Origin of the sequence: Streptomyces sp. NPDC059895 (assembly GCF_042731035.1) — a bacterium.
In the GTDB taxonomy this organism is placed as follows: domain Bacteria; phylum Actinomycetota; class Actinomycetes; order Streptomycetales; family Streptomycetaceae; genus Streptomyces.
On record NZ_JBHWKO010000010.1, the window covers coordinates 48017 to 61070 of the forward strand.

General features: G+C 71.7%; 12 protein-coding genes. 9 read left to right on the forward strand and 3 right to left on the reverse strand.

The annotated features are described in order from the left end of the window. Positions 1 to 7 precede the first annotated feature (7 nt). The 9 genes from ACFV9M_RS14500 to ACFV9M_RS14540 all read left to right on the forward strand — a co-directional run bounded on the left by ACFV9M_RS14500 (position 8) and on the right by ACFV9M_RS14540 (position 10168). Positions 8 to 994, forward strand: a complete 987-nt coding sequence (locus ACFV9M_RS14500) for an ATP-binding cassette domain-containing protein (protein ID WP_385065745.1) — start codon at positions 8 to 10, stop codon at positions 992 to 994. Further along, positions 991 to 1782, forward strand: a complete 792-nt coding sequence (locus ACFV9M_RS14505; protein ID WP_385065743.1) for an ABC transporter permease — start codon at positions 991 to 993, stop codon at positions 1780 to 1782. Before ACFV9M_RS14500 ends, ACFV9M_RS14505 begins: the two co-directional genes overlap by 4 nt. A 253-nt stretch (positions 1783 to 2035) precedes the next feature. Then, positions 2036 to 2242: a hypothetical protein gene (locus ACFV9M_RS14510; protein WP_385065740.1), complete on the forward strand. Its 207-nt coding sequence runs from the start codon at positions 2036 to 2038 to the stop codon at positions 2240 to 2242. After that, positions 2239 to 2328, forward strand: a complete 90-nt coding sequence (kdpF, locus tag ACFV9M_RS14515; RefSeq protein WP_385065737.1) for a K(+)-transporting ATPase subunit F — start codon at positions 2239 to 2241, stop codon at positions 2326 to 2328. Before ACFV9M_RS14510 ends, kdpF begins: the two co-directional genes overlap by 4 nt. 8 nt (positions 2329 to 2336) lie before the next feature. Further along, positions 2337 to 3998: a potassium-transporting ATPase subunit KdpA gene (kdpA, locus tag ACFV9M_RS14520; RefSeq protein ID WP_385065734.1), complete on the forward strand. Its 1662-nt coding sequence runs from the start codon at positions 2337 to 2339 to the stop codon at positions 3996 to 3998. A 32-nt stretch (positions 3999 to 4030) separates the two neighbouring features. After that, on the forward strand, positions 4031 to 6133 hold the full coding sequence (kdpB, locus tag ACFV9M_RS14525; RefSeq protein ID WP_385065731.1) for a potassium-transporting ATPase subunit KdpB: 2103 nt from the start codon (positions 4031 to 4033) through the stop codon (positions 6131 to 6133). Positions 6134 to 6138: 5 nt separating this feature from the next. After that, positions 6139 to 6810: a potassium-transporting ATPase subunit C gene (locus tag ACFV9M_RS14530; protein ID WP_385065728.1), complete on the forward strand. Its 672-nt coding sequence runs from the start codon at positions 6139 to 6141 to the stop codon at positions 6808 to 6810. 129 nt (positions 6811 to 6939) lie between these two features. Further along, positions 6940 to 7623 carry a response regulator gene (locus ACFV9M_RS14535; RefSeq protein WP_385065726.1) on the forward strand — a complete coding sequence of 228 codons (684 nt, stop codon included), beginning with the start codon at positions 6940 to 6942 and terminating at the stop codon, positions 7621 to 7623. A gap of 1 nt (position 7624) precedes the next feature. Further along, a complete protein-coding gene (locus ACFV9M_RS14540; RefSeq protein ID WP_385065723.1) occupies positions 7625 to 10168 on the forward strand; it encodes an ATP-binding protein in 2544 nt (847 codons plus the stop codon). 196 nt (positions 10169 to 10364) lie between these two features. Here ACFV9M_RS14540 and ACFV9M_RS14545 read toward each other — a convergent pair whose 3' ends face one another. The 3 genes from ACFV9M_RS14545 to ACFV9M_RS14555 form a co-directional block, all read right to left on the reverse strand. Beyond that, positions 10365 to 10748 (reverse strand): hypothetical protein, encoded by a 384-nt coding sequence (locus tag ACFV9M_RS14545; protein WP_385065720.1) that lies wholly within the window; start codon positions 10746 to 10748, stop codon positions 10365 to 10367. Positions 10749 to 10836: 88 nt separating this feature from the next. Beyond that, positions 10837 to 12483: an alpha/beta fold hydrolase gene (locus tag ACFV9M_RS14550; RefSeq protein WP_385065717.1), complete on the reverse strand. Its 1647-nt coding sequence runs from the start codon at positions 12481 to 12483 to the stop codon at positions 10837 to 10839. Positions 12484 to 12811: 328 nt separating this feature from the next. Continuing rightward, the gene (locus ACFV9M_RS14555; RefSeq protein WP_385065715.1) at positions 12812 to 13036 is read right to left on the reverse strand and encodes a helix-turn-helix domain-containing protein; all 225 of its coding nucleotides are present in this window, start codon (positions 13034 to 13036) and stop codon (positions 12812 to 12814) included. Positions 13037 to 13054: the final 18 nt, after the last annotated feature.

Here is a 13054-nt window from a genome sequence, read left to right on the forward strand (position 1 = left end):
ATCTGTCATGCCCACATCCAGGTCGGGTGACGGTCACCCGTCGCCGGCCGCCGTCTCCGCCGTCGGTCTGCGCAAGTCGTTCGGTGACAAGACCGTCCTCGACGGCATCGATCTGCGCATCCCGGCCGGATCCGTGTTCGCGCTGCTCGGCCCGAACGGCGCCGGCAAGACCACCGCCGTCAAGATCCTCTCCACCCTCGTCACCGCCGACGCCGGCACCGTGCACGTCGGTGGCCACGACCTCGCCGCCGACCCGCAGGCCGTGCGGGCCGCGATCGGCGTCACCGGGCAGTTCTCCGCCGTCGACGGCCTGATCACCGGCGAGGAGAACATGCTCCTCATGGCGGACCTGCAGCACCTCTCCCGCGGCGAGGGACGGCGGGTCACCGCCGAACTCCTTGAACGGTTCGACCTGGTCGAGGCCGCGAAGAAGCCCGCCGCCGGCTACTCCGGCGGCATGAAGCGCCGCCTCGACATCGCCATGACCCTGGTCGGCCGCCCGCGGATCATCTTCCTCGACGAGCCCACCACCGGCCTCGACCCGCGCAGCCGCCACACCATGTGGCAGATCATCCGCGAGCTGGTCACCGGCGGCGTCACCGTCTTCCTCACCACCCAGTACCTGGACGAGGCAGACGAACTCGCCGACCGCATCGCGGTGCTCAACGACGGCAGGATCGCCGCCGAGGGCACCGCCGACGAGCTGAAACGGCTGATCCCCGGCGGCCACGTCCGGCTCCGCTTCACCGACCCGGCCGCCTACCGGAGCGCCGCCTCCACCCTGCGCGAGGTCGCCCGGGACGACGAAGCGCTGTCCCTGCACATCCCCAGCGACGGCAGCCAGCGCGAACTGCGCTCCCTCCTCGACCGGCTGGACTCCGCCGGCGTCGAGGCGGACGAACTGACCGTGCACACCCCCGACCTCGACGACGTGTTCTTCGCCCTGACCGGCCCGGCCGACGTCGCCGACCAGCCCAAGGAGAACGTCCGATGAGCTCCCTCTCCCTCGCCGTCCGCGACTCGAACACGATGCTGCGCCGCAACCTGCTGCACGCGCGGCGCTACCCGTCCCTCACCCTGAACCTGCTGCTCACCCCGGTGATGCTGCTGCTGCTCTTCGTCTACGTCTTCGGCGACGTGATGAGCGCCGGCATCGGTGGCGGCGGCGCGGACCGCTCCGACTACATCGCCTACCTGGTGCCGGGCCTGTTACTGATGACGATCGGCAGCACCACGATCGGCAGCGCGGTGTCCGTCGCCACGGACATGACCGAGGGCATCATCGCCCGCTTCCGCACGATGGCGATCCACCGCGGGTCGGTGCTCATCGGGCATGTCGTCGGCAGCGTGCTGCAGTGCGTGATGAGCGTGGTCCTCGTCGGGGCCGTCGCCGTGGCCATCGGGTTCCGGTCCACGGACGCCACCGCCCTGGAATGGGTCGCGGCGTTCGGACTGCTCACCCTGTTCGCCCTGGCCCTCACCTGGATCGCGGTCGGCATGGGCCTGTCCAGCCCGAACGCCGAGGCCGCCGGCAACAGCGCGATGCCGCTGATCTTCCTGCCGCTCATCTCCAGCACCTTCGTCCCGGTCGACGCGATGCCGGGCTGGTTCCAGCCGATCGCCGAGTACCAGCCCTTCACGCCCGCCATCGAGACCCTGCGCGGGCTGCTCCTCGGCACCGAGATCGGCCACAACGGATGGCTGGCCGTCCTCTGGTGCCTGGCGCTGGCCGCGCTCGGCTACTTCTGGTCCAAGTCGCTGTTCCACCGCGACCCGAGGTAGCGGGAGAAGGGCCGGCCAGAGGCTTCGGGGCCTGCGGCCGGTCCCAGCCCAGCCCGTCCCAGCCCAGCCCAGCCCAGCCCAGCCCAGCCCAGGGCGGCGTACTCCGACACCGCGTCGGCGTACGCCGCCCCGTCCGCGTTCTCCGCCGTCTGGCCCGGGGGCGGCGGCAACGCCGTGCCGAGGACTGCCGCGAGGCCGGTCACCCCGCCGTCCCGGGGCCCACTCGCCGGCGCCGGCCCGGATCAGGTGCCGTATGGGACCCGTCAAAGACGCGGGCGTCGCCGTAAGAGATCCGTCAAGGGGCGTCCTGATCCGGCCGCGGAGGCGTTCTCCTCTAACCGTCCGTTTCCGCCGAACCTCACTCCAGGAGTTCGCGATGGCCGATCTGGCTTTCGTCGTCACCATCATCGCGGGTTTCGCGCTGGTGGCTCTTGCCGCCAAGGGGGTGACGAAGCTGTGACCGCCGAGAACGCCGTCGGCCTGGTCGTGGCCGTCGCCCTGCTGGGCTATCTCGCCCTCGCTCTGATCTTCCCGGAGAGGTTCTGAGAGCCGACATGGGTCCCGTACTCGCCGGCGTGCTCCAGTTGCTCGCCCTGACGGGCGCGCTGGCGCTCGTCCACATTCCCCTCGGCAACCACATGGCCCGGGTCTACTCCTCGAAGAAGCACCTGCGCGTCGAGAGGTGGATCTACCAGGGCATCGGTGCCGACCCCGATGCCGAGATGCGCTGGCCCGCGTATCTGCGCGGCGTCCTCGCCTTCTCCGCCGTCGGTGTCCTCTTCCTCTTCCTGCTGCAACGGCTCCAGGGCGTGCTGCCCGGCTCACTCGGCTTCTCCTCGGTCGGACCGGCGCAGTCGTTCAACACGGCCGTGTCCTTCGTGACCAACACCAACTGGCAGTCCTACTACGGCGAGCAGACCATGGGGCACGTCGTGCAGACCGCCGGTCTGGCCGTGCAGAACTTCGTCTCCGCGGCCGTCGGCATGGCCGTCGCCGTGGCACTGGTACGCGGCTTCGCACGATCACGCACCGGTGAACTCGGCAATTTCTGGTCCGACCTGGTGCGCGGCACCCTGCGGATCCTGGTGCCGGGCGCGGCGATCGCCGCCGTCGTGCTGGTGGCCTGTGGTGCGCTGCAGAACTTCTCCGGCATCCACGAGGTCGGGCAGTTCATGGGCGGCTCGCAGCAGTGGAACGGTGGTGCGGTCGCCTCGCAGGAGGCCATCAAGGAGCTGGGCACCAACGGTGGCGGCTACTTCAACGCCAACAGCGCTCACCCGTTCGAGAACCCGACGCCCTTCACGAACCTCTTCGAGATCTTCCTGATCCTGGTGATCCCGTTCTCGCTGACCCGCACCTTCGGTGTGATGGTCGGTTCCGTCCGGCAGGGGTACGCGATCCTCGCCACGATGGCCACCCTCTGGGCCGGCTTCGTCGCCCTGATGATGTGGACCGAGTTCGCCCACCACGGCCCGGCGCTCCAGCTGGCGGGCGGGGCCATGGAGGGCAAGGAGGTCCGCTTCGGGATCGGCTCCTCGTCGATCTTCGCGGTGTCGACCACGCTCACCTCGACCGGCGCGGTGAACTCCTTCCACTCGTCCTTCACCGGCCTGGGCGGCGGTATCACCATGCTCGGCATGATGCTGGGCGAGATCGCGCCCGGCGGCACCGGATCCGGCCTCTACGGCATGCTGATCATGGCGGTCATCGCGGTGTTCATCGCCGGCCTGATGGTCGGGCGCACGCCCGAGTACCTGGGCAGGAAGATCGGCGCGCGGGAGATGAAGCTGGCGGCCTGCTACCTCCTGGTCACGCCGGCCCTGGTGCTGGTCTTCACGGCGGCCTCCATGGCGCTGCCGACCCCGCCGCGCTCGATGCTCAATCCCGGGGCGCACGGCTTCTCGGAGGTGCTGTACGCGTTCGCCTCCGCGTCCAACAACAACGGCTCGGCCTTCGCCGGTCTGAACGCGAACACCGACTGGTACAACACCACGACCGGGCTGGCGATGCTGTTCGGCCGCTTCCTGCCGATGGTGTTCGTCCTGGCGCTGGCCGGCTCGCTCGCCGAGCAGCGGCCGGTCCCGGTCACCGCGGGCACGCTGCGCACCGAGAAGCCGCTGTTCACCGGCCTGTTGGTGGGCACGGTGCTGATCGTCACCGGTCTGACCTACTTCCCGGCGCTCGCCCTGGGCCCGCTCGCCGAGGGGCTGGCGTGATGGCCACCCGTACCGAGAATCCAGAGGACTCCATGTCCACAGTCACTCCCGCCCGGGCGCCGCACGGCGACGTCACCGTCGAACAGCCACCCGCCGAGGGCCGCGTCGGAGCGGGCCTCTTCGACCCCGCGCAGCTGATCAGGTCCCTGCCGGAGGCGGTGCGCAAACTCGACCCGCGGGTGATGGTCACGTCACCCGTGATGTTCGTGGTGTGGGTCGGCTCGGTCCTGACGACCCTTTTCTCCTTCGGGAACCCCGGTGACTGGTTCGGCTGGACGATCAGCGCCTGGCTGTGGCTGACCGTCGTCTTCGCCAATCTGGCGGAGGCGGTCGCCGAGGGCCGCGGCAAGGCGCAGGCCGACACCCTGCGCCGGGCCAAGACGGACACGGTCGCCCGCCGGCTGCTCAGCGACGGCTCGCAGGAGCGGGTCCCCGGCACCGAGCTGAGGATCGGCGACCGGGTGGTCTGCGAGGCCGGGGACGTCATCCCCGGGGACGGCGACGTCGTCGAGGGCGTCGCGTCCGTCGACGAGTCGGCGATCACCGGTGAGTCGGCGCCGGTCATCCGTGAGTCCGGAGGCGACCGCTCGGCGGTCACCGGCGGCACGAAGGTGCTGTCCGACCGCATCGTCGTCACGATCACGACGAAGCCCGGCGAGACGTTCATCGACCGGATGATCAGCCTCGTCGAGGGGGCGGCCCGGCAGAAGACACCGAACGAGATCGCGCTGAACATCCTGCTGGCGTCGCTGACCATCGTCTTCCTGCTCGCGTGCGCCACGCTGCCGCCCTTCGCGGAGCACGCCGGTGCCCACCTGTCGATGGTGGTGCTGGTCGCCCTGCTGGTGTGCCTGATCCCGACCACCATCGGCGCGCTGCTGTCCGCGATCGGCATCGCGGGCATGGACCGTCTGGTGCAGCGCAACGTCCTGGCCATGTCCGGCAGGGCCGTAGAAGCGGCGGGCGACGTGTCGACCCTGCTGCTCGACAAGACCGGCACGATCACCCTCGGCAACCGCCGGGCCGCAGAGTTCGTACCGGTGCGCGGCACGACGGAGGCGGAGCTCGCGGACGCGGCCCAGCTCTCCTCGCTGGCCGACGAGACGCCCGAGGGCCGCTCCGTCGTCGTCCTGGCGAAGGAGCGGTACGGGCTGCGCGAGCGCCACCAGGGAGAGCTCGCGCACGCCGAGTGGATCGAGTTCACCGCCCAGACCCGGATGTCGGGCGTGGACGTCGACGGGCGCAAGGTCCGCAAGGGCGCCACCGCCTCCGTCATCGCCTGGGTGGAGGAGCGGGGCGGCGACGTCGCCGAGGACGCGGACCGGACCGCCCGCCGGATCTCCGAGGCGGGTGGTACTCCGCTGCTGGTCGCGGTGGACGACGAGCGGGGCGCGCGCGTCCTGGGGGTCGTCCACCTGAAGGACGTCGTCAAGGAGGGCATGCGCGAGCGGTTCGAGGAGCTGCGCCGCATGGGCATCAAGACCGTCATGATCACGGGCGACAACCCGCTGACGGCCAGGGCGATCGCCGAGGAGGCCGGCGTCGACGACTTCCTCGCGGAGGCCACCCCCGAGGACAAGATGGCGCTGATCAAGCGTGAGCAGGCGGGCGGCAAGCTGGTCGCGATGACCGGGGACGGCACGAACGACGCGCCCGCGCTGGCCCAGGCGGACGTCGGTGTGGCGATGAACACGGGGACGTCGGCCGCCAAGGAGGCCGGCAACATGGTCGACCTCGACTCCGATCCGACGAAACTGATCGAGATCGTGGAGATCGGCAAGCAGTTGCTGATCACGCGCGGTGCGCTGACGACGTTCTCCATAGCCAACGACGTCGCGAAGTACTTCGCGATCATCCCGGCGCTGTTCGCGGCCGTCCACCCGGGCCTGGACAGGCTCGACATCATGGGGCTGTCCTCGCCGGACTCCGCCATCCTGTCGGCCGTCGTCTTCAACGCGCTGGTCATCGTCGCATTGGTGCCGCTGTCCCTGAGGGGCGTGCGGTACCGGCCGGTCAGTGCCGACCGGATGCTGCGGCGCAATCTGACCGTCTACGGCCTGGGCGGGCTGATCGCGCCCTTCGCCGGCATCAAGATCATCGACCTGTTCGTCTCCCTCGTCCCCGGGATCGGCTGATCACCATGAACAACTCGGTCATGAACACCGCCCGGCTGCTCGGGGCGGGCCTGCGCGCCCTCCTCGTGCTGACCCTGGTGACCGGTGTCCTCTACCCACTGGCCGTCACCGGCATCGCCCAGGGGCTGTTCCACGACAAGGCGAACGGCTCCGAGATCGTGGCGGACGGCAGGGTCGTCGGCTCCTCCCTGATCGGGCAGTCGTACAACCTGCCGCTGGAGAAGGGGCAGCGGACACCGGACGCGGACCTGAGGTGGTTCCAGGGCCGCCCGGCGAACGGCCTCGGCGCCAACAGCGTCAACACGCGGTACGACCTGCTGCTGTCCGGCGCCACCAACCTGTCCGCCGGCAACCAGGATCTGGTCCGGCAGGTCGAGGCCGCCCAGGCCGCCGTCGTCAGGGACAACTCCGTCCCCGGCTGGACGGTCGAGCCGTCCGACGTTCCCGCCGACGCGGTGACGTCCTCCGGTTCCGGCCTGGACCCGGACATCTCCCCGGCCTACGCCGACCTCCAGGTCCACCGCGTCGCCGCGAGGAACGGCCTGTCCGCCGCCCGGGTGGAGCGGCTGGTCGAGGACCACACCGAGGGCCGTACCCTGGGCTTCTTGGGCGAGCCCCGGGTGAACGTCCTGGAACTCAACATCGCGCTCAAGAACCTCGTAGCGGCGAAGCCGTGACGGCTTCACACCCCACGGGAGCCGGCGGCTCGGGAGTCATCCCGGCACCGCCGGCTCCCGCCGTCATGGAGCCGGTCGCCCCGCATCCGGCCCGCACGGCCCGACGTGAGACAGGAGAGACACACACCTATGACCCGGGTGCTCGTGGTGGAGGACGACCCGCAGCTCGTTCGGGCCCTCGTCATCAACTTGCAGGCACGTCACTACGACGTGGACGCCGCCCCCGACGGGGCCACGGCCCTGCGGCTCGCCGCCGCGCGTCAGCCCGACGTGGTCCTGCTCGACCTCGGCCTGCCCGACATGGACGGCGTCGACGTCGTCCGGGGCCTGCGGGGCTGGAGCCGCGTGCCGATCCTGGTCCTGTCGGCCCGCCAGGCGTCCAACGAGAAGGTGGCCGCGCTCGACGCCGGCGCCGACGACTACGTCACCAAGCCCTTCAGCATGGACGAGTTGCTGGCCCGGCTGCGCGCCGCCGTCCGCCGGAGCGAGGACACACCGGTCACCTCCGAGACGGCGCTGGTGGAGACGGAGGGCTTCAGCGTCGACCTGCTGGCCAAGAAGGTCGTCCGGGACGGCCGGGACGTGCGGCTGACCCCGACCGAGTGGCATCTGCTGGAGATCCTGGTGACCAATCCGGGCCGGCTGATCACGCAGCAGCACCTCCTGAAGGAGGTCTGGGGCTTCCCGCAGAGCAAGAAGACCAACTATCTGCGGGTCTACATGGCCCAGTTGCGCCGCAAACTGGAGACGGACCCCTCCCACCCCCGCTATCTGATCACCGAGCCCGGCATGGGCTACCGCTTCGAGGGATGACATGGCACGCGGCAGGCTCAGGATCTTCCTCGGTGCGGCACCCGGCGTCGGCAAGACGTACGCGATGCTGTCGGAGGCGCACCGCCGGGTCGAACGGGGCACCGACTGCGTGGCCGCCTTCGTGGAGCACCACCACCGGCCGCGCACCGAGGTGATGCTGCACGGCCTGGAGCAGATCCCGCGCAAGGAGATCGAGTACCGGGGCGCCACCTTCACCGAGATGGACGTGGACGCCGTCCTGCGGCGCTCCCCCGCCGTCGCCCTGGTCGACGAGCTCGCCCACACCAACGTGCCCGGCTCCCGCAACACCAAGCGCTGGCAGGACGTGGAGGAGCTGCTCGCCGCAGGCGTCGACGTGGTCTCCACCGTGAACATCCAGCACCTGGAGTCGCTGGGCGACGTGGTCGAGTCGATCACGGGGGTGCGGCAGCGCGAGACCGTCCCCGACGAGGTGGTGCGGCGCGCCGACCAGATCGAGCTGGTCGACATGTCCCCGGAGGCCCTGCGCCGCCGTATGGCCCACGGGAACGTCTACCGGCCGGACAAGGTCGACGCGGCCCTGTCCAACTACTTCCGGCCCGGGAACCTGACCGCTCTGCGGGAGCTGGCGCTGCTGTGGGTGGCCGACCGGGTCGACGAGTACCTCAACGAGTACCGCAGCGAGCACCACGTATCGGCCATCTGGGGCTCGCGGGAGCGGATCGTGGTCGGCCTGACCGGGGGTCCCGAGGGCCGGACGCTGATCCGGCGCGCCGTCCGCCTGGCGGAGAAGGGCGCCGGCGGTGAGGTGCTGGCCGTCTACATCTCCCGCAGCGACGGCCTCACCGCCGCCTCGCCGAAGGAACTGGCCGTCCAGCGCACCCTGGTCGAGGACCTCGGCGGCACCTTCCACCACGTCGTCGGCGACGACGTCCCGGCCGCCCTGCTCGACTTCGCCCGGGGCGCCAACGCCACCCAGATAGTGCTGGGCGCCTCCCGCCGCAAGGGCTGGCAGTACGTCCTCGGACCGGGGGTCGGTGCCACGGTCGCCCGCGAGTCCGGTCCCGATCTCGACGTCCACCTCGTGACGCACGACGCGGTGGGCAAGGGCCGCGGACTGCCGGTGGCGCGCGGGGCACGCCTGGGGCGGTCCCGGGTCGTGTGGGGCTGGCTCGTCGGCGTGCTCGGCCCCGCCCTGCTCACCTGGCTCCTCACCGGCGTCGCGCCGGACGTCGGCCTCGCCAACGACATGCTGCTGTTCCTGACGCTGACAGTGGCGGCGGCCCTGCTGGGCGGGCTCTTCCCGGCGCTGGCCTCCGCGGTGGTGGGCTCGCTGCTGCTCAACTGGTACTTCAGCCCGCCCGTCCGCACCCTGACGATCGCCGACCCGACGAACATCGTCGCCATCGTGGTCTTCGTCGGGGTCGCCGTGTCGGTGGCCTCGGTGGTGGACCTCGCGGCCCGGCGCACCGACCAGGCGGCGCGGCTGCGGGCCGAGTCGGAGATCCTCTCCTTCCTCGCGGGGAACGTCCTGCGCGGGGAGACCACGCTGGAGGCGCTGCTGGAGCGGGTCCGCGAGACCTTCGGCATGGAGTCGGCGGCGCTGCTGGAGCGGACCGGTGAGACGGCTCCCTGGACCCGCGCCGGCAGCGTGGGCGCCCGGCCCGCGGAGGTCCCGGAGGACGCGGACGTCGACGTGCCGGTCGGTGACCACATGGCCCTGTCCCTGCGCGGCCGGGTGCTGCCCGCCGCCGACCGGCGGGTGCTGGCGGCGTTCGCCGCGCAGGCCGCCGTGGTCCTGGACCGCCAGCGCCTGCGGCGCGAGGCCGAGCGGGCCGGGGAACTGGCCGAGGGCAACCGCATGCGGACCGCGCTGCTCGCCGCCGTGAGCCACGATCTGCGCACCCCGCTCGCCGGGATCAAGGCCGCGGTCTCCTCACTCCGCTCCGACGACGTCGAGTGGTCCGAACAGGACCGGGCGGATCTGCTCCTTGCCATCGACGAGGGCGCCGACCGGCTCGACCACCTGGTCGGCAACCTGCTGGACATGTCCCGTCTGCAGACCGGCACGGTCGCCCCGGTCTTCCGCGAGACCGACCTCGACGAGGTCGTGCCCATGGCGCTCGGCGGGGTGCCCGAGGACAGCGTGGAACTGGACATCCCCGAGACGCTGCCCATGGTCCACGTCGACACGGGACTGCTGGAGCGGGCGGTCGCCAACGTCGTCGAGAACGCCGTCAAGTACAGCCCGCCGGGTGCGACGGTCCTGGTGTCGGCGAGCGCCCTCGCCGACCGGGTCGAGGTGCGCGTCGTCGACCGGGGGCCCGGCGTCCCGGACGAGGCCAAGGACCGCATCTTCGAGCCCTTCCAGCGCTACGGGGACGCGCCGCGCGGTGTCGGCGTCGGTCTCGGCCTCGCGGTGGCGCGCGGCTTCACCGAGGCGCTCGGCGGCACCCTGCACGCCGAGGACACGCCCGGCGGTGGCCTCACGATGGTGCTCTCCGTACGGACGACACCGCGGCGGCGGCCGGAGCAGCCGGACCTGCCGGCGGCGGCCACGTCCTGAGGGCCGGCGCCCCTGCGGTTCACTCCGGCAGTCCCGTACCAGGTCGCCCGGCCGGCCTCGGCCGGACGCGTCAGCCGATGTACTCCTACTCCCTGGACATACCTCGGGCCCCGGCCCCCTGTCCGGATCGCCCTCTAGCCGCGGGTCCCGTCCTGGCCACGGCCCAGGAGTTCGTCGCGCCGGGCGCCCAGAGCGCTCAGCGACTGCCTGGCGATGTTTCACCGTCGGAAAGGGTGCGCAACTGCTCGGCGAGGTCGGCGTCGTACTCGGCCTCATGCTCCCGGAAGGGGTGCGTCCCGTGCTCGCACGGCCGGTCGCGCAGGGCGGCGTCGGCCGCCTCCAGGGCTGCCCTGGCCTTCGGCACGACGCCGTCGCCCGGCGCCCAGGCGAGATAGGGGGCCGTCATCAGCAGACCGATCGTCCACACGTGGGCCGACTCCCCGGCGGGGTCGGCGACGAGTCTCGCGGCGCAGTCCAGGACCGTCCGGTCGTACGCGTCGTTGCGCGCGTCGTCGTACTCCTCGCGTATCTCGTCCCAGGCGCGGGCGAGTTCGTCGAGCGGCTTGTCGTCGGTGATCACCGAGTGAGCTTAGAGCCCCGTCCTTGCGCACGGGCGACCGGCGACGCCTCGGCGCCGGGGGCACGACGATCGCGCGGTCCGGTGGGTGTCAGCGGGTGCCCGGGCCGCTGAGCCGTGGCCGGTCCGGGACGCTCCCGGCCGTCCCGCCACCGCCGGCGTCGATGCCGCCGCGGGGCTTGGAGGCGGAGAAGGGTGCCTGGTCCTGTGCGCACGTCGTTCCGGGCGGCGGGAGCGTGCCCTCGATGAGGTAACGGCCGGCGTGGGTGTTGACGCAGCTGCTGGGGTTGAGCAGCGCGGTGTGTCCGTATCCGGTGTTGGTGAGCAGGCGGGCGTCGGCCAGTTCCCCGGCCATGGCCTGCGCGTTCGAGTAGGGCGTCGAGGGGTCGTGGACGGTGCCGATCACCAGGACGGGGTTCGCCGTCGGCTTGTCCCACGGGCCGGTGTACCGGTGGGCGGCCGTGGCGGGCCAGGTGGCGCACGGCTCCGCCGCCCAGGTCCAGAACCGTCCGGCGTGCCCCCCGGCACCGGCCTCCCCCAGGGCGTGGAAGACACCGGGGTCGCGTGGGTTGGGGCTGTCGCCGCAGAACACGGCGGACGCCTGCTCGTCGCCGGTGTACGGGACGGGGAGCGGGGGCACGGGCAGGGGGGCGGAGGGCCCCGGGACGTGGTCTTCCCACAACGCCTGGAGACGGGCGGCGAGTTCCGTCCATCCGGGGTGAACGACGTAGAGACCGTTGATCGTGTCCGCCACGGTCCTGGCGTAGGTCCAGGTGTCGACCGGGCGCTCCCGCAGGCGCCGCATCAGCCGGTCGAACTTGTCCCGGGTCGCGTCCGGGCCGCCGGCCGAGAAGGCACAGGCCGCCGTGGTGGTGGATCCGCACAGGGTGAGGAACCGGTCCAGGGTCGCCGCCGCGGTACGGTCCGAGCCCATGCGCAGGAAGGTCGGAAGGCGGGAGGCGTCGCCGGCACCGCCCGTCCAGGCCGAGGGGGCGATGTTGCTGTCGAGGACCAGGGCACGGATCTTCTCGGGGAAGAGTCCGGCGTAGGTGGCGCCGAGGATCGTTCCGTAGGAGATCCCCAGGTAGGTGAGTTTCGGTTCGCCCACCGACCGGCGGAGCTGGTCGAGGTCGAGAGCGGAGTCGGCGGTCGACACATGGCGCAGGAGCGCGGGGTCGCGCTGCTCGCAACGGCGGCCCAGTTCGCGGTACGCGGCGATCCAGGCGTCCCGCTCCCGCGCGCCGACCGGGAATCCGGCGGGCTTCCCGGCGAGCCACGCCTGGGCCTCCTCGGGGGTCGCGAAGCAGTTCACGGCCGTGCTGTTGCCGACCCCGCGCGGGTCCCAGCTGACGATGTCGAACCGCTCCCGCACCTCCTGCGGGAAGCGCGCGTAGTTCTGCGGCATCTGGACCGTTCCCGGCCCGCCGGGGCCGCCGGGGTTGAAGAACAGGGTGCCGATGCGCCGTCCGGGCTGCGTGGCCTTACGTCTGACGACCGACAGGTCGATGGTGCGGCCGTGCGGGTCGCCGTGGTCCAGCGGCACCTTCGCGGTCGCGCAGTCGTACTGCCCGTCCTCGGGGCAGGGCCGCCAGTGCAACGCGGGGGCGGGCACCGTGGGTGTCGGGACGCCGTCCGCCGCGGCGAGGTGCGGTCCGGTCAGCGCCGCCGAGCAGCTCAGTGCGGCGGCGATGACCGCGGCCCGTCTCCGACGGCCCGCCGTCGGTCCGGATATGCGCATGTGTCGTCCTCCTCCAGGCCGAGCGCCGGGCCTCGGTCAGGTCACGGACACCGACGGCACCCGCGCTCACCACACCGCGCCCCGGTGGCGCACGCGAGCGGCCGGGGGCCGGACGGGTGAACCGGTGCCGGCCCGTGCGAAGGCGTACCTGCCCGGTGGGCCCGGTGCGGTGCGGGCTCGGTGGGCGGATCGGGACGCGGCGCGCCGGGCAGGGAGACCTGCCCGGCGGGTGCAGGGGAGGCGTCGTGGCCGGGTGTTCGTTCACCCCGGCTTCGTCGCCGCGGACGCCACGGCGTTCGCGGTCACCCGGCCGGAGGCGGCACCGTCGTCACCGTCGTGAACCGCGGGCCTCTTCGAGCCGTCGGTGCGGACGCTCCCCGCCCCGGCTGCGCAGGGGGACGTCCGCCTCGGTGAGCACACGGTGGACGAAACCGTACGACCGTCCGTGCGCTTCGGCGATGGCCCGTATGGACAGTCCGTCCACGTACTGCTTCTTCATCTCCCGCGCGAGTTCCTCGCGGGCCGCACCCGTGATCTGTGTGCCCTTGTTCATGACGCGCCTCCTTCGGCG